Genomic DNA, 20,997 nt, shown 5'->3' on the forward strand with positions numbered 1-20,997 from the left:
TCTTTTTGCCCTACGGGAAGCATAAAAAGAGGCAATCTTGCATAAAAAAATATTTTCACCTTAACTACGGTTAGGCTGAAAAATTTGTTTTACACAATCTTACCTCTTTTTATACTTCTCATATCTTTGTATAGTTTTGCATGAAGTCTATAACTTTTTCTAAATCTATTTTTTCTTCAACCATTGACGGTGGAAGCTCTTTTGCATTTTCGAGCGCTTGTAAAATCTCATAACTTTCTACATATTGCACATGGTGTACATATTTAAATAACTCTTTTTGATGGAAAAAATGTTTTCCAGTAATTATCTTACACCCAAAAGATGCAGGTTCAAGTGGATTGTGTCCACCAACATCTGCTTTAAAAGCACCGCCGAGTATTGCTATATCGCTGATCGCATAGATGTTATTTAACTCACCCATAGCATCAACTAAAACAAGATCACTTCCTATTTCTTGTGTTTGGGAAAATCTTTCCAACGTCAAGTTATGTTTTTTTGCAAACTCTTGCATCAACGTATACACACTCTCAAAACGCTCTGGATGACGTGGAACTATTATGAGTTTTGCATCATTTATGTGTTTATACTCTACAAAAGCTTCAAGTACACTTTGCTCTTCTGTTAAATGAGTACTTCCAGCTACTATCACTTCACATTCTGGCTTTGCATACTCTTTTGTTTTTACAATCTCACCTGCTAGTTTTATATTGCCAATTACTTCTATGTTTTTAGCCCCTAATGCTAAAAATCTGTTTTTATCAATTTCGCTTTGTGCATAGATGATCTCTACGCGTGAGAGCATCTTTTTATAAAACCACGCAAATTGTAAGTAGCTTTTTACACTCTTATCAGATATACGAGCATTGAGTAAAATAATTTTTGCACCCTTATTAAATGCTATAACAAATAGCAAATACCAAAACTCAGCCTCTAATACCACAAGCAGTTTTTGTTTTTTCATCCAAAACGGCAAAAATATCTCATACGGCAAATAACGTACTTCTGCATCGTATTTTTTAGCTTCCTCTTGCCCAGTATGTGTGATCGTTGTGATCACAACCTCTTCATCTAACTCTTTTAAAATCGGTTTTAATGCTCTTGCTTCTCCAAGTGAACATACATGAAACCAAATTTTGTTTATGGAGTGAAAACGGGGATTTTTAAAAAGGAAAAAACGAGCTGGAATAGATTCTTTGTACTTGTACTTAAAAGCTAAAACAAAAAGGAGTGGTAATGCTACTATATAGAGTACTACACCTAAGATGTAGTACAAAAGAGCAAAGAACAAAACTTACTCTTCGCTAGCTTTCACGTAAAGGATACGGCCACAGTGTGGACAAGTTGTAATTTCTTCACCTTTAATTACGTCTGAGTAAACTTTATCACCAATCACCATGTGACAACCCATACAAGCTTGTTCTTCAACAGGAACAACAGTTGTATTTTTTGCCCAACGACGAATTTTTTGGTAAAAAGCCAAACCTTTTTGGTTGATCTCTGAAAGAAGTACCTCTTTTGTTTTAAATACTTCTTGACGATCAGCATCAATTTTTTGAAGTTTTTCATCAACCTCAGCTTTTACACTTTCTAATGAAGCATTTACTTCTGCTAAGTTTGTCTTTGAAGCTTCAATCTGCTCTTTTTTATTTTCAATAATTTTTTCTAAACGCTCAATCTCTTCGTTTGCGAAAGTGATCTGCTCTTTTGCGATTTCTTCTTCAAGTTGCAGTGACTTCATCTCACGTTCTGTTTTTACTTCAGCAGATTTTTTTGCATTCTCTTCAAGTTTTGCAGAGAGTTCAGCAAGGTGAAGTTCATTTTTTGACTTTTTAAGTTCTTCGTCTTTTATCTCGTTACTTAAATTCTCAATATCAGACTCAATGCTACTAGTTTTAGCAAGTGCAGCTTCATATTTATAGTTAGCTTCTTCTATCTGAGGCTCAAACGCATCGATCTCTTTGTCTACTTGTGCAAGGTCGATAAGTTGTTTAAGGTGCTTATTCATTGGGTTCCTTTGGGAGTTTTACTTGTACCATTTTTGTTCAAAATATACTTAGATATATGTAAATGGATTTTCTGATGACGCAATTATAACTTTTAAACCTAAATTTTTCAAATGTTTCGCTAAAATTTCTGCAAAAAAGCGTTCACTTTCAAAATGCCCTATATCAATTAGGGAAAGATTTATACTTTTTGCTTCCATTGCATCGTGATATTTTACATCTCCAGTTAAAAAACAATCTGCTTTTAAACTTCGCATTAAAGAACATCCCGAACCGGTTGTCAGTGCTGCTACTTTAACCTCATCTGAACATTTTACACATTTTGCAAACTTAAGTCCAAAAGCAGTGGATACTTTTTTAGCAAAACTATCGAAATCTTCATTTACTTCCAAATACGCTATAAAACCGTCTTTCTCTTTTATCTCATATCCTAAAACTTCTTGTGCTACATACTCGTTTAGGTGTGTTTGATCAAAATTTGTATGCATTGCGATATTTGATATATTTTTTTGTATCATCTTTTGGATGAGATTTGCTGGATACTTACTAAACTCTAACTGTTTGAGTCCTCCAAAGATAAGCGGATGGTGTGTAATTAAGAGTGCATTGGATTCAAGTGAATCGATCAATGTCTCATCTACATCAATGCTCAGTACTACAGTTGAAATATCGTGTTTAAAGTCCCCAACTAAAAGTCCAGAATTATCCCAAGACTCTTGAAGATCAAACGGTGAGAGTTCATTTAAAAAGTCGTATATCTCTAGTACTTTCATAAGAGTTTCCCCAGTTCTTCTTTAGCTTCTGTAAACTCAGGATTAAGCTCTAGTGCTTTTGTATACATCTCTTTTGCATCATCAAGACTCTGCATATCAACTAATAAGTTTCCATAATTGTAGTAAGTGATTGGATTTGTATCATTGATCAAAAGTGCTGCCTCAAGATTTTCTTTAGCTTTGTCTAAATCTCCCGATTTTCTATAAGCAGATGCAAGTGCTTGATGGATAGCTGGATTGTTATCATCAAGACGTAATGCGCTGTAAAACGCTTCAATCGCTTCATCATAACGCTCTTGTTCAACTAAAGCAAAACCCATTTTAAAAATTATTTCTGCGTTATTTGGAGTTTTATAGTTTGCTTCACTGTAAATAGCTAGTGCTTTTTGAAAATCCCCTTGTTGCATCTGTTCATCACCTTGATCTATAAGATGATCGATATTATTTGATTCATCAGAAGTACTTTGATGTGGGTCCTGAAGTGTTTGAATATGTTCATAAATTTTATATGCAAAAAATGCAGATGCACCAAGCATCAATAGTTGAAATATACTCACTTGTTCTCCTTTAAGATTTTAGTATTGAGCAGTGAAATTAGTTGCAGGGGATCAACTTGAACACCACCAACTCGAACTGCAAAATGTAGATGTGGACCAGTAACTCTGCCACTTTGTCCACTAAGCCCCAGCAGCGCACCTTTTTTTACCATATCACCCTCTTTAATATCAAACTTGCTCATATGAAAATAGCAAGTGTATATCCCATATCCATGATCTAAAACTACTGTACCACCAGAGTAAAAACGATCCGCTACAAGAACTACTTTCCCATCATTACTTGCTTTTATAGGGGTACCTACTTTTGCTCGAAAATCTGTCCCACTATGGTACCCTTTGAGTGAACCATTATAAAGTCTTGCTTTTCCAAAGTCTGAAGTTATATTGCTATCAAGTGGCAGATCAAAAGGCTCTGAGATATAAAGTTTTGGAGTTACAGTGCCATAAACATTCATCGCTTGGTTATACTCTTTTTCTATCCTTTTTTGTACCTCTTTTGACTTTGGATTTACTTTTGAGCTATCTACACTTAACTTTTCATGTGCATACATCCCTTTTTCAACATTTAAAAAAAGTAGCGTTGATTGTTGTTTTTTATTTTCACTATAATTTACATATACCTCTTTTGAAGCCACTTTTTCATAATACCCTATGGGTACAAGTGCAAAGCATCTATTTTGATCTATTGGGGAAGTAATGATTGGAAACTTTTTTTTATCTACTGAAATATCTTGAAGTTTTACACCTTGTTGCTTTTGAAATGTTATAAGTGCTGTTTTTCCATTGACAACCTCATCATCAAAACTTTTTATTTGCAATGCGAAAAGATTGAAAACTAAAAAAACTAGGACAAATAAAAGTCTCACTTATAATCCTTCATAGCACGAGCGATATCTCTTTTTTGATCTTTTTCTTTTAAGTCGTGACGTTTATCGTGAAGTTGCTTCCCTTTTGCTGTTGCTATTTGAATCTTAGCAATATTTTTAGCATTAAAATAAAGTTGTAAAGGTACAACTGTATAACCATCTCGATCAACTGCTTTTTGGATCTTTGCTAACTCTTTTTTGTGCAGAAGAAGTTTTCGCGTACCACGCTCTTCATGCCCATAAAAGTAGTGAGTAGTTTCAAGTCTGCCAATATGGGCGTTAAATAAAAATGCTTCATCTTTTACAAAACGGATAAAACTGTCTTTTAAATTTACACGACCGGCACGAATCCCTTTTACTTCACTTCCGGAGAGTACAAGCCCTGCTTCATACTTCTCTTCTATAAAATAGTCATGATACGCTTTTTTATTTTTCGCTATGGTTTCACCCATAATTATAGATTTCCTTTTAAACTTTTTTTCTCTTTTAATAGAGTTTCATACCCTCTTGAAGGTGCTTTTGGTATTAACAATCCTAACAAAAACGAACTTAAAGCAATCATCGCACCAATAATAAATACCAATTTATAAGAGTAGAGCCAAACCAGTCCTAAAACCACTGGTAAAAACACAGCCGCAACATGGTTTATAGTAAAGCTTACAGCACTTGCACTTGCTATATCTTTTGGATCAGCTATCTTTTGAAAATATGTTTTGAGTGCTATTGCCATAGAAAACAGTAGATGATCTACTACATACAGCGCAAAAGCGATATAAACATTTTCAACATACGCATAAGATACAAACACAAGTATCAAACCTATATATTCTAGTCGTAAACTAGCTCTCTCTCCATAAGAAGCTATAAATTTTCCAATCTTTGGAGCTAGATAAATATTTAAAGCAGAGTTTATCAGTAATAATGCCACCATATTATGGATATCTACACCAAATTTTTCAACAAGTAAGAAACCTGCAAAAACTACAAATATTTGTCGTCTTGCTCCCGCTAAAAATGTTAACAGATAAAAAAGCCAATACTCTTTTTTGAGTTTAAGCGATTTTTCTTGCACCACATCATCTTTAAAATGCTCAAAGCCAATCCATGCAATAACGCCCACAAGAGTAGTAACACCACCAAAGATGATATACACTGTTTTATACTCTACACTATAAAACTGCATCATCACATAAATAAGCCCAAATACCACTAATCCACTTAAAGATTTAGCAGCTGTAATCTTACCTAGAACTACAGGTGCATCTTTTTTATCGAGCCATTGGAGTGATAATGATTGGTTAAGTGTCTCTAAATAGTGAAACCCTATCGACATAATCACTGTAGTTGTATAAAGTCCCAATGCACTTGGATATACACCAGTTAAAGCTGTTCCAACTCCTAAAAGTATCATTGAGATATAGGCAAGACGTTGTTGTGAAATGATAAGAATCACCAAAACAACACTAAAAGCCAAAAATCCTGGAATCTCTCGAAGACTTTGTAAAATACCAATTTGTTTACCATCAAAAGATGCCACTTCAATCACAAAGTTATTTAACAAACTCATCCATGTTGAGAATGAAACTATCATGAAAATAGACAAAAGGTATAGTAGTGCTACTTTTGAGGTAAATATATTTTTAATCATGTGGAATAATATAGCGATTTATCTAAATAGAAAGTAAAGATGCTCTATTTTATGTGGAAAAAGCTACTACCACTTCCACTAAAAAAGTAACCTTGTTTATAGTGATTTTTCAACTCTGGGTACTCTTGTAAAGCGGGTGAAAAGAGATCATTTGCCTCTACAGCCAAGTACGTTTCTAAGACTTTTTTTGAACTCATATTTTTTAATTTTTGTGCTTCAAAAACATCTATAGGGTTATAAAAGTTTTCTCTATATGCAGTATAAACTTTTGGTGTTGATATTTTTACATCTGGAGTGAAGACCTCAAACTCCAAAACTTCTTCATCAAATGGCTCAACAACTTCACCAATACCAGCTACATTAGCACTCTCAAATCCAAAAATAAAAAATGGTACATCAGCTCCAACTTTTAGACCAATTGTAGCTAATTGATTTAAACTTAGACCCAAATCTAAAACAGAGTTACACATCTTCATAAAAGTTGCTGCATCACTACTGCCACCACCAAGTCCAGCATACGCAGGAATATTTTTATCAACAGCAATTGCATGGGTTTGCATCAGCTTTTCTAGGGAAGCTGATTTTGTGTACTCTTTTAAGGCTACATATGCTTTATAGATTGTATTTTGTGTTACTGTACAGTCAAAATCTCCAATGATTTTAAACTCATTCATCTTTGCATCAGTTTCAGCTTTTGATACAAAATAGAGTTCATCATATAAAGAGTTTACTTTTACAAAACGGGAGATTATTTCGTGATAATTATCACGTTTACCTGTAATTTTTAAAAATATATTAACTTTAGCGTATGCTTTATATTTTTTCATCTATTTTCCAAGCAGTTCGCCTAATGATTTTAATTCATTCTCATCACTTTTGTGAAGTGCAGCTTTATTGCTAAGAGCTACTTCACGTGCAAGTTCATCTCTTAAAATAGAGACCTCTTTTGGAGCATCAATTCCAAGTTTTACAACTCCATTTTCAACAGCTATAACTTTTACAACAATATTGTCACCAATTACTATCGCTTCATCTACTTTTCTTGCTAATACTAACATTCTATCTTTCCTAACTCATATCTCACCGAATTGTCGATGATCGTAATTATTGATATATTGTCGCCGTTATCGACAAAATACGTCCCTTCATTTTGCACTTTAAAATCCTCTAAAGCAAGAACTCTTCCAAAGTTGATATTTTCTTGATTACCTAAGTAATAATTTTGCTCTAAGAAGAGTGAAGATTTGATATCTAAAGCCTTTTCATCTTCATAGATAAACTGTCCTTCACATAGTCTCTCTAGTGCACTTAAACTTCCAGCTTCCAGTCCTAACTTTTTTGCTATTAAAAGTCCGAGTGATCGGATGTATGTCCCCTCACTCACAGTTGCTTCAAATGTTACAAAAGGGTGGCAATAGTGAAGCAATTTCATCTCATAAATAGTAGAGTGAATTTTATTTAAAACGACCTCTTTTCCTGCACGAGCAAGATCATAAGCACGTTGTCCTTCTATCTTTTTTGCACTAAAAATAGGTGGTTCATACTCAAGCTCACCTTGTAGAGATTCTACTGCTTTTAAAATCTCATCTTCCTTAAAAGGCTCTACTGTGTTTACTTCTTCTATCATCTCTGTATCGAGTGAATCACTTTTAGCACCTAACCAAAGTGTCGCACGATAAATTTTTGGAGTTTTGTTTAAAAAACGAAAAAGTTTTGTATGCGATCCAAAACCAATAACAAGTACCCCTTTTGCAAAAGGATCGAGTGTGCCTGAAAACCCTGCTTTTTTTACACCATATTTACGTTTGAGTTTTGATAAGAAAAGATTTGAGCCAATTCCTGCTGGTTTATATACTACAAAAAGTCGATTCATAATTTCTCAACAAATGATGCAAGAATCTCTCTTTTATTTCCTGCAAAATTAATATTGAGTTTAAATTCACGTCCAGCTTTACTTACGCCTAGGACACGACCAGTTCCAAAAATCTTATGACGAACAAGATCGCCTTTTTTATATGCAGTATTTTTTTCCACCTTTAATGAGCCATCACAAAGTCCAGCCTCATTAAAAAATCTACTTTTTTCAAGATCACTTCTGCGACCTTTATAAAACCTACTTCCTGCATGAGAAAGTGTTAATGTTTCTTTTGCTCTTGTAAAGGCAACATATCCTAAACGACGCTCTTCTTCAAGGTCACTTCCATCACCAACCAATGGCAAAAAGCCCTCTTCCATACCTATGACAAAAACGTGTTCAAACTCTAAACCTTTTGAAGCATGAATACTCATCATATAAATAGATTCTCCCTCTACCTCATCTTGGTCACTTTGTAATGTAAGCTCATTTAAAAATTCATCTAACGAAGTCTGGGGATTATTTTTTATAAAATCACGGAAAAGTGCATAAAACTCATCCATATTTCGTATACGATCATCAGCATCTGGCATGGCACTATAAATATCTTTGAGATGAAATGTTTCTTCTAAAACATCTATAAACTCATAGGTAGATTCTTGTGCAACTTTTGCAACACTCTCAAGATTAGATATAAACTCTTTAAGTGTTACTGCATTTTTCTTTTTTACAAGATCAACTAGTTGTGTATCGTCCACGGTTGAAAGGTATTCATAGATTGAAGTGCCTTTTTCATGTGCAGCTAACTCAATCTTATCTACACTTGCTTTGCCAAGTCCCCGTTTTGGTTTATTTACAATTCGTTTGAAAGAGAAATCATCATGATGATTTGTGATAACACGAATGTATGAGATCAAATCTTTAATCTCAGCTCTATCGTAAAAACGAACTCCCCCTACAACTTTATATGCAATGTGTGCACGGTTTAATCCATCCTCTATAGAACGAGAAAGTACATTTACACGATAAAGAATTGCAATTTCACTTGCTTTAACACCACTATCTAACAATTTTTGAATTTGAGATGCTACTTTTCTAGCCTCTTCACTCTCATCTTGAGAATTAAGTGTTGTAATCTCATCACCATCTCCGCGTGTAGCTATCAGCTCTTTTCCAAGACGAGAACGATTGTGTTCAATGAGAGCATTTGCAACTTTTAAAATTGGTGTGCGTGAACGGTAATTCTCTTGAAGTTTGAAAACTGTAACATCTGAGAAATCTTCATCAAACTCCATAATATTTCTTATGTGTGCACCACGCCAACCATAAATGGACTGATCGTCATCTCCAACTACACAAATATTGTTATGCGTTGCGCAAAGTTTTTGTAAAAGTTTAAGTTGGAGTTCATTTGTATCTTGATACTCATCAATCATAATATATTGATATTTTTGGCTTGTTTTTTCTGCTAACTCTTCATTGAGGTCTAAAAGTTTATACGTGAGTGCAAGAAGATCATCAAAATCAACTAGATTATTTTCTAAAAGGTGCTTTTCATACTCTCCATATACCTCTGCTATCTGCTTATAATTAAAAAGTTCTGCTTGTTTATAAGCATCATCTGGCGTCATTAAAGAGTTTTTATATCGTGATATTTCAGAAGCAATGAGAGGTGTTGGAATCTCAGAGTTGATATTTTTAATGATTTTTTTCTTATCATCTGTATCGATAACTACAAAGTTATTTTGACGACCTAGAAGATGAATATTAAATTTTAAAAAAAGTAATCCAAATTTATGAAAAGTACAAAGAAGTGGTGGGTATGCAGCATTTTCAATCATAGCCATTGAGCGCTCTTTCATCTCACGTGCTGCTTTATTTGTAAAGGTAAGTGTTAATGTATTTGAAGCAGGGATACCTATAGCTTCTATTAAGTATGCTAAACGTGAAACAATAGTTGTAGTTTTCCCACTTCCAGCCCCTGCAAGGATTAAAACAGGACCTTCTGTTTGTTTAACAGCAGCAGTTTGTGACTCGTTTAGTCTTGCAAATATCTTTTCCATTTCTTCTACTTTAGAGTTCTTACCTATAGTATATAACTATAAATTAAAAATATTATAACAAAAAAAGCTAAAATTATTACAAAACTATTGCAATCATTATAATAATCAGTTATAATTTTAGTATTATTATAACTTATAGGAATTATTATGTTAAGAGATTTTGCGAAATTACAAACTTTTTTGATGGTTATCAAAGAAAAGAGTTTTTCCAAAGCATCGGCTAAACTAGGTATCTCTCAACCTGCCGTTACACAACAAATCAAATTTATAGAAGATTATTTAGATACAAAAATCGTTGATAGAAAAAAGAATGGTATCATCCTTACAAAAGAGGGTGAAGATCTTTTTAGAATTGCACAAAGATTAGAAAAAGCAATCCAAAACTCTGAAAAAGAGCTTTTAAAAATCATCAATAAAGAGTTTACTTTTGTTATGGGTGCATCTTTTGCCATTGGTAACTATATCCTTCCAAATTATCTAGGTGAAATCAAAAAAAGAATCGATAATGAAGTATTTATGAATGTTGATCTTTCATGCAATATCATCGAACAACTAGAAGATAAAAAAATCGATGTAGCACTCATTGAATCTCCTGTATTTAAAGATGGCATTATCTATAGAGAATGGGTTGAAGATGAACTTGTAGTTTTTTCTAACCAACCAATCAAAAAACACTTAAGTGCTGATGATCTACTAGAGTTTGACTGGATTTGTAGAAATGAAGATTCACACACAAGAAAACTAACAAGTGAAGTTTTTGAAGAGATGGGTGTTCAATGTAATAACTTCAATGTACTCGCAGTTTTACAAAGTCCTACAGCTATTAAAGAAACAATTATGAACTCTGATAAAAACTCTGAGAGACCAATTGTTTCTATTATGTCAAAACATGTACTCAAACATGAATTTGAAAATGGTACACTTTATGAGGGACGTTTAAAAAATCATAAAATTACTAGAGAACTTTATATAGCATACTCAAAAGATAGAAAACATGATGCCTTTGTTGATAATGTTGTAAACTATCTTTTAGCACTTCATAGAGTATAGTTTAAACGTTTAACTTCTTCGTAGAGGAAACTCGTATCTGCTCCAGCTAAACTTTTTTACAAAAGTTTGCTCGTCGTAGAAGTTTCCACTACTAGAAAATTCTCAAGTTTATTTTATAAACTTGGAATTTTCTGGATTCGCTAAAAAAGAAGCCATTGAAGTCTCAACCCCTTTTTCATCAATCTCTTCTTGTTTAGTAGTTGTAGGTGCTATCTCTTTTGGGTTTGCCAGATTGATAAATATAGGTGTTTCATCGATAATAACTTGCAAGATACTGAGTAATGGTACACTTACCAAACTTCCAAAGTTTTCACTTCCAAAACCTGCTTCAAAGATGAGATAATCATCATCTACTCGAGCACTCTCAAAAGTATACCCAGCAAGAAAAAAAAGTGTTAAGGGTCGAAACTCTTGGCTAATATCTTGTGGAATTTCAGGATGAAAGATCACATCCTCTATTCTGCATAATATACCAAAGTTTTGCTCTTTACGGAAAAAAAATCCTATCAACTCTTGAACATTTTTTTTCATTAAAAGTGCAAAATCTCTATCTTCAACCAAATTATCTAACAAATTATATCCTCAATGTTATCTTGTGTAATTATATCAAAATCTATCATAGCATTCATCAATGCTACTTTTTTAAATTTATAAATATCTTTATATGAAATATATGTAGCATAAATTTTTTTTTCTTCTAATAGCTTTGCACGCATAGTCCCCTCTAAAAGAGGTTGTTTTGGAGTTAGCCAAATATCCCCATCAAAAAAAGCGACATTGGCAATTGTTGTATCTGTGATAAGTCCATCTTTCACTATCAAAACATCATCACACCCTTCTTTTTTTTCCAAAATGGTATTTAATTTTTCACGGTTTTCAAATTTTTGAGCATACTCTACAGTATCGTCAAATACAAGCTTTAAAGTTTGAATTTCACGTTTTTTATAGGGAAGATATTCAACACTATAAGAGTCTTTATCATAGACAATTCGACATCTCAGCACTCCAGAATCCTGTGGTTTTATAATCTCTTTTAAAGTTACAATACCTTCACCAATGGTTCTATCAAGACGTTGTTGATGGTATTTTAAATTATAAACCTCTCGATCAACTATTTTTATAGTCTCTAAAAATCTACTATTCACTAAAAAGCTCTGTTGAGAGATATCGCTCTCCTGTATCACAAAGAATAGTTACAATCGTTTTGCCTTGAAATTCTGGGCGTTTGCCTACTTGCATAGCTGCATACACATTCGCACCACTTGAGATTCCAACTAAAAGTCCCTCTTTTTTTGCAAGCATTCTAGCCGTTTCAAAAGCATCCTCATTACTCACTTTGACAACTTCACCATACACAGAAGTATCTAAAATATCTGGTACAAAACCAGCACCAATCCCTTGAATTTTATGCGGAGATGGTTGCTCACCAGAGAGGATAGCACTTGCTTCTGGTTCTACTGCAAAAATAGCAATATTTTGCACCTCCTCTTTTAATACCCTTGAAGTCCCAGTAATAGTCCCACCAGTTCCAACTCCAGCTACAAAAGCATCAAGCTTTCCCTCAGTATCTGCAAGTATTTCACGCGCAGTTGTAAGTGTATGAATCTCAGGGTTTGTTGGATTTTGAAATTGTTGTAAGATGATGGAGTTATGTGTTAGTGCTTTTAACTCTTCTGCCTTAGCAATTGAACCTTTCATCCCTTTAGCTGCTGGAGTTAAAACAAGTTCAGCTCCTAACGCTTTTAAAAGATTTCGACGCTCCATACTCATAGAATCCGGCATAGTAAGAATAAGTTTAAGTCCTAATGCTGCACAGTTTGCTGCAAGTGCAATCCCTGTATTTCCACTTGTTGGTTCGATGATAGTCGTATCTTCTTGAATCACACCACCCTCAATCCCCCGACGGATCATATTCATTCCGATTCTATCTTTTACAGAACTTGTTGGATTCATAAACTCACATTTACCCACTATTGTTGCACCACTTAATTCTGACGCTGTGTTTATTTTCACTAGTGGCGTATTTCCAACCAATTCTGTAATATTTTTTGCTATTTTCATCTTTTTTTACCCTCATTTTTTAGTTTCATCTCAAAGATGTTGTTCACACAACTCTCAACCATCTTATACACTTCATTAAATCCATCAAAACCATTAAAAAAGTATGGGTCTGGCACATCAGCGCCATCGTACCCAAACTCCCCAAGTTTTACAAGGTTTTTAGCCCCCATTCTTTGCAGGTCACTGTAATTGCTACTATCTAAAGCAACGATAAGATCAAATTGTTCAAAATCTTGCTTTGTTACTTTTCTTGCTTTATAACTAGCGATATCTATTCCATTTTGTTTAGCAACTTTAATAGAGTTGATGCAAGGTGCTTCACCAATGTGCCAATCCCCTGTTCCAGCTGAGTCAATACTTATATTCAAATTCTTTTCCGCTGCAATCTTGTGTGCCACTCCTTCGGCAATTGGAGAGCGACAAATGTTTCCTAGACATACAAAAATTATAGAATTCATACTTTTGCCTATTTTTTGTTATTATTATACAAAAAAAGTGTTCAAGAGGTCTAAAAATGGCAATTTATTATAGCGATGGGAAAAAACTAGTTGATGTTGAATACGATACTATCGTAGAAGTTGGTGACATAGTTGATGGGATGCGTGTACTTTCAACCAATATCAAATCTTCAGATGAATATGCCGTTTTTTTACTTGAACCAAATACACGTGTGACTTGTTATGTTTTTGATGAAGTGTTCATTGTTGGAAAAATGGATGGTTTTGAAAATCTTGCCGATGCAGTTGCAGCTTGGAATAATGACGAAATCTAACTTTTCAAAAATTATTGTTGATGTACTAAATTTCTTCCTTTATTTTTTGACATATAGAGTGCTTCATCTGCACGTGAAATAGTCACTTCAATAGGTTCAGAAACTCTATAGATTGTTATACCTATACTTATTGTAACTTTGTGCTTTTCTATAAAAAGATGTTGTTCAACTTTTTTTCTCAATATATGTGCAAATGTGCTGATGGATTCTTCATTTACTTGAGGGACTATAATTAAAAACTCCTCTCCACCCCATCTTCCAATGATATCACTTTCACGAGAATTTACTTTTAATATAGTAGCTAAATCTTTAAGTATAGTATCACCTGTATGGTGTCCATATGTGTCATTGATCATTTTAAAAAAGTCTATATCTATAATCATAACTCCAAAGATTTGTCCATATCGATCCGCTCTACTTTTTTCTTTTTCAAGTACTCTATCAAGTTCATGTCGATTATATAATTGTGTCAATTTATCTGTAATAGCCATTTGTTGCAGTTCATAATAGGCCCGTTCAAGTTTTTCATTTGTTTCTTTTAAATTTCGTTTGAGTTTTTCTTGTTTTCTCATTATGTAAATGCCAAGAAGTGCTATGAGAGTAAATACACCGATAACTTTCCATAGTGCAGAATAGTCTTTCCCTTTTTCATACTTAATAGATATCCATCGATTTAATATCTCTCGATGTTGTTCTTTCGTGATTTGGTTGATCCCTTTTTCTAAAATTGTTAATAAGATTGGGTCATCATTTCTTACTCCTATTCCTAGTTCCCAATTCTCTGCAATCTTTCCTGTGATTTTCAAATCACCCCCATATTTATTTTGAAATCTATACCCAATAGTTGCAAGAGTTCCAATATATCCAAATAACTCCCTCTCTTTAACTCTCTGCAATCCATCATCAATATTTTCTACTTCAATAATATTGAGTTCTGGATATTGTTTTTTTAATAATTCTACAAATGCATAATCTTTTGCAATCCCTATCTTTTTACCTTCTAAATCTTTAATGTCATTGATAAATGGTACATTTAAACGAGTCGCTACAACCAAAGGAATCTTTAAATATGGTGTAGTGAAATTCCAATATTTTTTTCTTTGAGGGGTTTGCATCGCTAAAGATAAAATATCACATTTTCTCTCTTTAGCAAGTGCAACTGATTCACTCCAACTAGATGCTTTTATCACTCTAAAATCAACCCCTAAATTTTTTGTTAATACGTTAAAATAATCAGCACTCATCCCTTCATAATTTCCATCTTCATCAAAATGTTCAAATGGCATCCAGTTAGGGTCTATACACATAGTTATTGTTTTTTTCTTTTGAAGATACTCTTTTTCTTTTTGACTTAACTGTAGGGCTGCTATATACTGATCATATATAATCTCATCAAAATCTATTTTTTTTTGAATTAATCCTAAAAGTTTATATACATCATAAACTTTTTCTAATTTATATTTTTCCATCTTACCAAGGGTATCTGTTCTAAAATATGCTAATTTCTTTAACTCATTTGCTTCAAAGTTCAAAGCATTTTTTGATTTTTTTTGTGTATTATATTTTTTATAGATTGTGTGCACACTCTCTTGTATATGTGAAAAGGCGTATTCCCATCCTTTCAAAGTTGCTTCTTTGAAATTTTTCACCTCTTGAGGAGCTTCCAAAAGATGTTTTTGACTTGTAATGATCATGTCGTTATAAAAATTAAAACCATAATCTTTTGGACTAAATATAACTGGTGAACCACCTTTTTCTTTTAATATAAAAGGTTCATTTGAGATATATGCAGCCATCAAATCTGTTTTACCATCTAAAAGGTCTGATGGGTTAAAAGATGGTTTTTGGATATCAAGGTCTTCTAATGAAATATTATGGGAAAACATCATACTTAGTAAAGATGTATCAGAGTTTAAATCTCCAGTTGTCATCACCCTTTTATGTTTAAAGTCTTTGATTGATGTAATTCCAGAGCTTTTGTCAGTTAATAATATTAAAGGGCTAGATTGAAAGATAGTAGCTAGATAGATGATCTTTTTACCATTTGAAATATCAATTAAAGAAGTCGGACGAGCAACTGCATATTCACTATGTCCATTGATAACTTCATCCACCATATCGATATCATAGTTCCACTCTTTTATATCTACATCTAAGCCTACATCCTTGTAAAAGCCTTTCTCTTTTGCCATAATATAACCAGCAAATTGAAACTGATACTTCCACTGCAATTGTAAAGAAACTTTTTTTGTTTCTGTTGCATAACATGATGAGATTATCAAAAAAAGTATAAAAAATATCTTGTTTATTTTTATGTTTAAAAGTTCCATCAAAGATAGTTTATCTATTTTTTCTAAGAAAAAAACTGAAATTTTGAAATTATAAATATTTATATTTATTTCTTACCCTTTATAAGCTATATCTTATTTTGAAACAGCAATAATATAACCATTATTAAAAATTGTTTGAAAGTCGCAGGATGAATGCTACAGATAGATTTAATGATGAGGTATTAGAGATTTTTTTTGATCAATTTGTTAAAAGCACAGTTGAGTTTGAAGAAGCCCTTAACGATTTAAAAGATCATAAAAAATACGAAGCTGCTACTAATACTCTATTTCGTATATTTCACAATTTAAAAGCAAATAGTAAGTATTTTAATTTTAATGAGATGGGACAACTCTCTACAAAAGTTGAAACAGTTTTAAACTCTTTACGCGATATCAATCCACCAATTTCAGAAAATGTGTTAACATGGCTTGAAAAAGTTTTAGATCAATATAGGCTTTGGGAAGATAATATAACCAATAAAGAAAACTTTGCCCCTTTAATGCCTACTCTTTTAGAAGAAATTTCTACCCAAGATACAACAACAGACCCTATACATCTGTTACAACAACAAACTATTTACTATTTTAATGACAATGTTACTCTCTCAACAAAAATCTATGAAGCTTTACAAAGTTATACTACGGAGGTAGTTCATGTCAAAACTTTTGAAGAGTTTGAGAAACTTTTAGAGCAAAATCGTATAAATATATGTATTTTGGACCTTCAAAAAGATTATATAAAAGCAGCCAAAATTTTTTATAAATACACCACAACTGCTGCACTCATAGCTTTTTTAAATAGCAATATAGATAAAACTACAAAAATAAAACTCTCTTTAGCAGGAATTTTTCATACTCTCACTCGTCCTATTTTACTTGATGCTTTACAAAGGGAACTTATCACTGTAACCGAATCACATTTTACTTCAAGAAGATTTATTATCAACAATAAAAAGATTGAAAATTTCATCCAAACTATTGAGCCACTGAGTGATACAATCAAAAAAATTCAAAAAATTTGTAATGATGAAGAATCTTCAATTAATGACCTAGCAAAAGTTGTAAAACACGATCCTATCATCTCAGGTATGGTTTTAAAAGAGGCTAAAAATCCTCTATACCAATTAAAAAATGTCAATAATATCGATTTAGCAGTAAGTCTTTTTGGAAAACGTTATATTCAAGCTATAGCATTAAAAAAAGCAGTAGATAGTTTTGATACAAAAGAGCTCTCTTTATACGAGATGGATTACACAACTTTTTCAAAAGTCTCAATTTTACGACTAATGTTGATGATTAAATGGTATTCAAAGGTTTCGATATCTTCTTTAGAAATTTTATCGAGTACTGCTGTTTTAGGTAATATCGGTCAACTCCTTTTAGCAAAAGAGATACAAAGGATAGATAAAGCAAAAGAGTTTTCATCACTTGCAAATAAATACTCTATAACGTATGCAGAAGGAAAAATCCTTCATACTACAACAACACATGTAAGTAGCGATATCTGTAGTCATTGGAAGTTACATAAAGATATAGTAGATTCTCTACGTTTTAGTGAAAATCCGCAATACGCACCTGTAGAAATCTATGATTTAGCTTTAGCGAATCATGTTGTTTTTCATCTCATACATCTTGATGGGACAATAGAGCCAACTATTCCAAAAAGATTAGAAAAACTACTCTATTCAAAAGGATTATCTTTAAAAGATTTACAAAAAGCACTTGAAAATGTTATAGAAGCAAGTCAATAATGGTGCGCAGAGAGGGACTTGAACCCTCACAAGCGTAGCTTACTACCCCCTCAAGATAGCGTGTCTACCATTCCACCACCTGCGCAATTTTTGAAGAAAAAAAAAGCTTAACTCAAAAAAGAGTTAAGCTTTATGAGGTACTTTGAGATACTCTAAGAGTTACCCTAAGTATGGGTTAGCGTAAAGAGCGATTAATGCAACAACAAGTGCATAAATAACTTGCGCTTCGATCATTGCAAGAGCGATGAACATTGTAGTCATAAGTTTAGCACCTAAACCTGGATTACGTGCAGTACCAGCGATTGTAGCAGCAGCAGTATGACCCATACCGATAGCTCCACCAAGAGCAGCTAAACCAAGACCAAGACCAGCAGCGATCATAGAGTAAGCTTTAAGAGTTTGGTTAGCAACCTCACCACCATCATTAGCTAAAAGTGCAGCAGAAAATGCTACTAAAAGAAAAAGAATTTTTTTCATAATATATCCTTAAAATAATTACAATCCGTTCGGCTAGCGTAACCTCATCTTATGATGAGGCAATCTAAACATAAATGCCTAGATTTCCCTACTAGAAATTGATAAGCGCAATTTTACACAAGAAGTTCTAAATACTTCCTTATAAAACATCTATCTTTTGCTCAATCTTTAAAAAACTATCAAGATTTTCTAAAAATAGATCCACAAGTATTGGATCAAAATGTTTTCCTCGCTGCTCTTTAAAAAATTCTAATATTTTATCAAGCTCCCATGCTTTTTTATATACCCTATCATGCCCTAGTGCATCAAAAACATCTGCTATAGCAGTTATACGCCCAAAAATAGGTATATCCTCACCTTGAAGAGCACGAGGGTATCCAGAACCATCCCATTTTTCGTGATGTGTATAGGCTACAATTGCTGAAGCTTTTAAAATATCTCTGTTTGAATGTTTTAACATATCATACCCTAACTGGGCATGTGTCTTCATAATCTCAAACTCTTGCGGAGTTAATTTCCCAGGTTTATTTAAGATATTATCAGGGATTCCAACTTTTCCTATGTCGTGCATTGGACTTGCTTGTTTTAAGAGTGTAGCCTCCTCTTCACTCAAACCATGTAATAGGGCTAACATATAAGAGTATTCAGCCACTCTTTGAACATGCTCACCCGTTTCTTGGCTTCTTGTTTCTCCAATAGCACCCATTTTTTCTACTACTTCTTTTTGAGTATTGATAATCTCTTCATTGAGTTTATAAATATCTGTAACATCGTACATAACTTGTAAAAACTCAACAACTTCATCTTGTTTGTCTTGAATAGGATAAAAAAGTGTATTGGTAATAAATTCACTTCCATCCTTTGCGATATTAGTCATCACATGCTTTACAGTTTTATTACTCTTTAAATCTTTGATAATTTTTTTACACTGATTTTGATCTCTATGTTTTTGATGGCGAATCTCTTCACAATTTTTTCCAATTAACTCTTCTCTTGTAAACTTACTTAATTTTATAAATTTATCATTTACATAGGTGATTACATTATCAGTATTTGTTCGTAAAACTGCTGTTGATAAGTTAATCGCTTCTTCATATTGTCTAAAATGATTTAAATTTGTCTCAAGATTTTCTTTTGAAGATTTCATCTCATTTTCAAAAAAATCTCTTACTATCTCGAGTTCTGTTACATCATTGCCTATACAGATATACTCTCGAAAGTTTCCGTTTTTATAATAGATCGGTGCAATCTCTGAAACAACCCAATAATCATTTTTACGTTTGCCTTGATTATGGATAAGCCCTTTCCAGATATTTCCAGCTTTAATGGTACTCCACATCCCTTTAAACAAAGTCGCTTCAGTATCAGAATGTTTAACAATACTATGCGGCTTTCCAATAAGTTCTTCTTTTGAATAGTCTGAAATTCTTTCAAAATTTTCATTTGCAAAAGTGATCTTACCTGAAGCATCCGTAGCAGAAAAAATTGAAGCTGAAGAAACAGCATTTTTAAACTGCTGTAAGTAGAAAATATTTTCATCTAAATCTTTACTTGTTTCTTTGATTAACGTTGTTAATGCAGAAAAACGAATATCATCGTTTGAAGGTTTTATGTCATTAGCAAAATTTATCACTTTTCCATCAAAACTACCTTCATTCAGAGTTACATATGTTGTAGTCATATTTAAAAGATTATTTTGACAGTTACTATTGTTATGAAAAAACTCCCCATAAGTTATAAATCCAGAAGTAGGTCCTATAGAACTTAATGTATGTATTTCCTTATCTATAAAGCCACCTAAAACTTGTCGTCTTGCAGCACAAGCATATACAAAAGTCACCTCATTTGTTGTAGAATTGTTTTGTTTTAAATAGTGAATATTCTTATTTTCAATCGTATCTATATCTACAAAACCAAATCTTACTTTTGTACCTTCTGGAATTTTACCTGCAAAAGTGATACTTCCATTTTCATAATCAACTGCCACTAAAGCTCTTGCAACATCAATATCACCACTTTTAAAAACTAAAGGAAATTGACTCCCATATTGCAGTAAATCATCTCGAACTATTTTGCCTAAATATCTTCCAAAAATATCGATAGTTGGTATATGATCGAGTTCATAGATAATTCCTCCATCTGCTCTAGTAACTACCATCTCTTGTCCAATTGTTTCTAAATTAAATAGATAACCAGTATCTACTTGAAGTACTTTTGAGTCTATAACTGCAAAAACTATATCAGCATCATCTTGTTCATTTGAACTTACATAGTTACTTTGATATTGGAAATCATCACCTGCATTTCCACCTACAATCATTAGATTAGGTTTGCTAAGGGCGAGTTGTTGCAGTAAATTAGAAGCATCTAATTTAAAAGTGTTTGCAAAAGAGATAACTAGCTTCGTATCATCACAAATATAGTTATTCTCTAAATCTTGTAAAATATCTTCTATAGCAACATTGCTATACCCGACACTTCCAACTACTGAATGTTCAAAAAGGGAAAATGATAAAACAATTTTTTCATCAAAAATCTGCCCATTATCAACAATTCCAGCCGAGCTAGTAGTTATGATAGCACTTTGTTTTAAAAGTGCTTTTAACTCATTTTTTATACTTAAAACTTTTTCGTATGTTATGCTTGAACTAAAAATCTGAACTAAAATATTTTTTTGGTTATTAAACTTAATGTTTTGCTTTACGAATTTCTCTAATGAAACTGCATTACAGTACTCATAGTTAATTTGCTGCATTGCAACTCCATAAATAAAAAAAACTTATTTTATTGT

At 32.7% G+C, this 20,997-nt stretch carries 21 protein-coding genes and 1 tRNA gene; 3 read left to right on the forward strand and 19 right to left on the reverse strand.

Annotated features, from left to right (window positions below; genetic code table 11):
* Window positions 1–118 precede the first annotated feature (118 nt).
* The 11 genes from waaA to ACQY56_RS03095 are packed head-to-tail and all read right to left on the reverse strand — an operon-like array spanning window position 119 to window position 9,765.
* On the reverse strand, window positions 119–1,288 hold the full coding sequence (gene waaA, locus ACQY56_RS03045) for a lipid IV(A) 3-deoxy-D-manno-octulosonic acid transferase (RefSeq protein WP_428738079.1): 1,170 nt from the start codon (window positions 1,286–1,288) through the stop codon (window positions 119–121).
* Between the two features lie 3 nt (window positions 1,289–1,291).
* Window positions 1,292–2,005 carry a zinc ribbon domain-containing protein gene (locus ACQY56_RS03050; RefSeq protein WP_428738080.1) on the reverse strand — a complete coding sequence of 238 codons (714 nt, stop codon included), beginning with the start codon at window positions 2,003–2,005 and terminating at the stop codon, window positions 1,292–1,294.
* A gap of 48 nt (window positions 2,006–2,053) precedes the next feature.
* Entirely contained in the window at window positions 2,054–2,776 is a 723-nt protein-coding gene (locus ACQY56_RS03055) for a Nif3-like dinuclear metal center hexameric protein (protein WP_428738081.1), read from the reverse strand.
* Complete coding sequence (locus ACQY56_RS03060) at window positions 2,773–3,333, reverse strand: tetratricopeptide repeat protein (protein ID WP_428738082.1); 561 nt, start codon at window positions 3,331–3,333, stop codon at window positions 2,773–2,775. The genes ACQY56_RS03055 and ACQY56_RS03060 overlap by 4 nt, the downstream gene beginning before the upstream one ends.
* The gene (locus ACQY56_RS03065; RefSeq protein ID WP_428738083.1) at window positions 3,330–4,199 is read right to left on the reverse strand and encodes a M23 family metallopeptidase; all 870 of its coding nucleotides are present in this window, start codon (window positions 4,197–4,199) and stop codon (window positions 3,330–3,332) included. The genes ACQY56_RS03060 and ACQY56_RS03065 overlap by 4 nt, the downstream gene beginning before the upstream one ends.
* On the reverse strand, window positions 4,196–4,651 hold the full coding sequence (smpB, locus tag ACQY56_RS03070; RefSeq protein WP_428738084.1) for an SsrA-binding protein SmpB: 456 nt from the start codon (window positions 4,649–4,651) through the stop codon (window positions 4,196–4,198). The genes ACQY56_RS03065 and smpB overlap by 4 nt, the downstream gene beginning before the upstream one ends.
* 2 nt (window positions 4,652–4,653) lie before the next feature.
* Window positions 4,654–5,847 carry an MFS transporter gene (locus tag ACQY56_RS03075; protein WP_428738085.1) on the reverse strand — a complete coding sequence of 398 codons (1,194 nt, stop codon included), beginning with the start codon at window positions 5,845–5,847 and terminating at the stop codon, window positions 4,654–4,656.
* A gap of 44 nt (window positions 5,848–5,891) precedes the next feature.
* The gene (locus tag ACQY56_RS03080) at window positions 5,892–6,674 is read right to left on the reverse strand and encodes a 4-(cytidine 5'-diphospho)-2-C-methyl-D-erythritol kinase (protein ID WP_428738086.1); all 783 of its coding nucleotides are present in this window, start codon (window positions 6,672–6,674) and stop codon (window positions 5,892–5,894) included.
* The gene (gene csrA, locus ACQY56_RS03085) at window positions 6,675–6,905 is read right to left on the reverse strand and encodes a carbon storage regulator CsrA (RefSeq protein ID WP_428738087.1); all 231 of its coding nucleotides are present in this window, start codon (window positions 6,903–6,905) and stop codon (window positions 6,675–6,677) included.
* The gene (truB, locus tag ACQY56_RS03090; protein ID WP_428738088.1) at window positions 6,899–7,720 is read right to left on the reverse strand and encodes a tRNA pseudouridine(55) synthase TruB; all 822 of its coding nucleotides are present in this window, start codon (window positions 7,718–7,720) and stop codon (window positions 6,899–6,901) included. The genes csrA and truB overlap by 7 nt, the downstream gene beginning before the upstream one ends.
* On the reverse strand, window positions 7,717–9,765 hold the full coding sequence (locus ACQY56_RS03095) for an ATP-dependent helicase (protein ID WP_428739981.1): 2,049 nt from the start codon (window positions 9,763–9,765) through the stop codon (window positions 7,717–7,719). The genes truB and ACQY56_RS03095 overlap by 4 nt, the downstream gene beginning before the upstream one ends.
* A gap of 147 nt (window positions 9,766–9,912) precedes the next feature.
* Here ACQY56_RS03095 and ACQY56_RS03100 point away from each other — a divergent pair, with 147 nt between their 5' ends.
* Window positions 9,913–10,815 carry a LysR substrate-binding domain-containing protein gene (locus tag ACQY56_RS03100; protein WP_428738090.1) on the forward strand — a complete coding sequence of 301 codons (903 nt, stop codon included), beginning with the start codon at window positions 9,913–9,915 and terminating at the stop codon, window positions 10,813–10,815.
* 108 nt (window positions 10,816–10,923) lie between these two features.
* Here ACQY56_RS03100 and ACQY56_RS03105 read toward each other — a convergent pair whose 3' ends face one another.
* The 4 genes from ACQY56_RS03105 to ACQY56_RS03120 are packed head-to-tail and all read right to left on the reverse strand — an operon-like array spanning window position 10,924 to window position 13,334.
* Window positions 10,924–11,388, reverse strand: a complete 465-nt coding sequence (locus tag ACQY56_RS03105) for a hypothetical protein (RefSeq protein WP_428738091.1) — start codon at window positions 11,386–11,388, stop codon at window positions 10,924–10,926.
* Window positions 11,382–11,960, reverse strand: a complete 579-nt coding sequence (locus ACQY56_RS03110) for an aminotransferase class IV family protein (RefSeq protein WP_428738092.1) — start codon at window positions 11,958–11,960, stop codon at window positions 11,382–11,384. The genes ACQY56_RS03105 and ACQY56_RS03110 overlap by 7 nt, the downstream gene beginning before the upstream one ends.
* Window positions 11,953–12,876, reverse strand: coding sequence for a cysteine synthase A (cysK, locus tag ACQY56_RS03115; RefSeq protein WP_428738093.1), 924 nt, complete (start codon window positions 12,874–12,876; stop codon window positions 11,953–11,955). Before cysK ends, ACQY56_RS03110 begins: the two co-directional genes overlap by 8 nt.
* Window positions 12,873–13,334 (reverse strand): low molecular weight protein-tyrosine-phosphatase, encoded by a 462-nt coding sequence (locus ACQY56_RS03120; protein ID WP_428738094.1) that lies wholly within the window; start codon window positions 13,332–13,334, stop codon window positions 12,873–12,875. Before ACQY56_RS03120 ends, cysK begins: the two co-directional genes overlap by 4 nt.
* 56 nt (window positions 13,335–13,390) lie before the next feature.
* On the opposite strand from ACQY56_RS03120, the gene ACQY56_RS03125 reads away from it, so the two are divergent.
* Complete coding sequence (locus ACQY56_RS03125; RefSeq protein ID WP_428738095.1) at window positions 13,391–13,648, forward strand: hypothetical protein; 258 nt, start codon at window positions 13,391–13,393, stop codon at window positions 13,646–13,648.
* 11 nt (window positions 13,649–13,659) lie between these two features.
* Here ACQY56_RS03125 and ACQY56_RS03130 read toward each other — a convergent pair whose 3' ends face one another.
* On the reverse strand, window positions 13,660–15,978 hold the full coding sequence (locus tag ACQY56_RS03130; RefSeq protein ID WP_428738096.1) for an ABC transporter substrate-binding protein: 2,319 nt from the start codon (window positions 15,976–15,978) through the stop codon (window positions 13,660–13,662).
* A 149-nt stretch (window positions 15,979–16,127) separates the two neighbouring features.
* On the opposite strand from ACQY56_RS03130, the gene ACQY56_RS03135 reads away from it, so the two are divergent.
* Window positions 16,128–17,729, forward strand: a complete 1,602-nt coding sequence (locus ACQY56_RS03135) for an HDOD domain-containing protein (RefSeq protein ID WP_428738097.1) — start codon at window positions 16,128–16,130, stop codon at window positions 17,727–17,729.
* Here ACQY56_RS03135 and ACQY56_RS03140 read toward each other — a convergent pair.
* The 3 genes from ACQY56_RS03140 to ACQY56_RS03150 all read right to left on the reverse strand — a co-directional run bounded on the left by ACQY56_RS03140 (window position 17,730) and on the right by ACQY56_RS03150 (window position 20,961).
* Window positions 17,730–17,814 (reverse strand) — tRNA-Leu (locus tag ACQY56_RS03140).
* A 74-nt stretch (window positions 17,815–17,888) separates the two neighbouring features.
* Window positions 17,889–18,206 (reverse strand): F0F1 ATP synthase subunit C, encoded by a 318-nt coding sequence (locus tag ACQY56_RS03145; protein ID WP_428738098.1) that lies wholly within the window; start codon window positions 18,204–18,206, stop codon window positions 17,889–17,891.
* 139 nt (window positions 18,207–18,345) lie between these two features.
* Window positions 18,346–20,961 (reverse strand): HD domain-containing phosphohydrolase, encoded by a 2,616-nt coding sequence (locus ACQY56_RS03150; protein ID WP_428738099.1) that lies wholly within the window; start codon window positions 20,959–20,961, stop codon window positions 18,346–18,348.
* Between the last annotated feature and the right edge of the window lie 36 nt (window positions 20,962–20,997).

This window comes from Sulfurimonas sp., from assembly GCF_050296975.1.
Taxonomy (GTDB): Bacteria; Campylobacterota; Campylobacteria; order Campylobacterales; family Sulfurimonadaceae; genus Sulfurimonas.

Bases quoted from the DNA above. Each gene is read 5' to 3' on its own strand.
- ACQY56_RS03050 (WP_428738080.1), bottom strand. From the start codon at position 2,005: ATGAATAAGCACCTTAAACAACTTATCGACCTTGCACAAGTAGACAAA.
- ACQY56_RS03055 (WP_428738081.1), bottom strand. From the start codon at position 2,776: ATGAAAGTACTAGAGATATACGACTTTTTAAATGAACTCTCACCGTTT.
- smpB (WP_428738084.1), bottom strand. From the start codon at position 4,651: ATGGGTGAAACCATAGCGAAAAATAAAAAAGCGTATCATGACTATTTT.
- ACQY56_RS03075 (WP_428738085.1), bottom strand. From the start codon at position 5,847: ATGATTAAAAATATATTTACCTCAAAAGTAGCACTACTATACCTTTTG.
- ACQY56_RS03080 (WP_428738086.1), bottom strand. From the start codon at position 6,674: ATGAAAAAATATAAAGCATACGCTAAAGTTAATATATTTTTAAAAATT.
- csrA (WP_428738087.1), bottom strand. From the start codon at position 6,905: ATGTTAGTATTAGCAAGAAAAGTAGATGAAGCGATAGTAATTGGTGAC.
- truB (WP_428738088.1), bottom strand. From the start codon at position 7,720: ATGAATCGACTTTTTGTAGTATATAAACCAGCAGGAATTGGCTCAAAT.
- ACQY56_RS03095 (WP_428739981.1), bottom strand. From the start codon at position 9,765: ATGGAAAAGATATTTGCAAGACTAAACGAGTCACAAACTGCTGCTGTT.
- ACQY56_RS03100 (WP_428738090.1), top strand. From the start codon at position 9,913: ATGTTAAGAGATTTTGCGAAATTACAAACTTTTTTGATGGTTATCAAA.
- cysK (WP_428738093.1), bottom strand. From the start codon at position 12,876: ATGAAAATAGCAAAAAATATTACAGAATTGGTTGGAAATACGCCACTA.
- ACQY56_RS03120 (WP_428738094.1), bottom strand. From the start codon at position 13,334: ATGAATTCTATAATTTTTGTATGTCTAGGAAACATTTGTCGCTCTCCA.
- ACQY56_RS03125 (WP_428738095.1), top strand. From the start codon at position 13,391: ATGGCAATTTATTATAGCGATGGGAAAAAACTAGTTGATGTTGAATAC.
- ACQY56_RS03130 (WP_428738096.1), bottom strand. From the start codon at position 15,978: ATGGAACTTTTAAACATAAAAATAAACAAGATATTTTTTATACTTTTT.
- ACQY56_RS03135 (WP_428738097.1), top strand. From the start codon at position 16,128: ATGAATGCTACAGATAGATTTAATGATGAGGTATTAGAGATTTTTTTT.
- ACQY56_RS03145 (WP_428738098.1), bottom strand. From the start codon at position 18,206: ATGAAAAAAATTCTTTTTCTTTTAGTAGCATTTTCTGCTGCACTTTTA.
- ACQY56_RS03150 (WP_428738099.1), bottom strand. From the start codon at position 20,961: ATGCAGCAAATTAACTATGAGTACTGTAATGCAGTTTCATTAGAGAAA.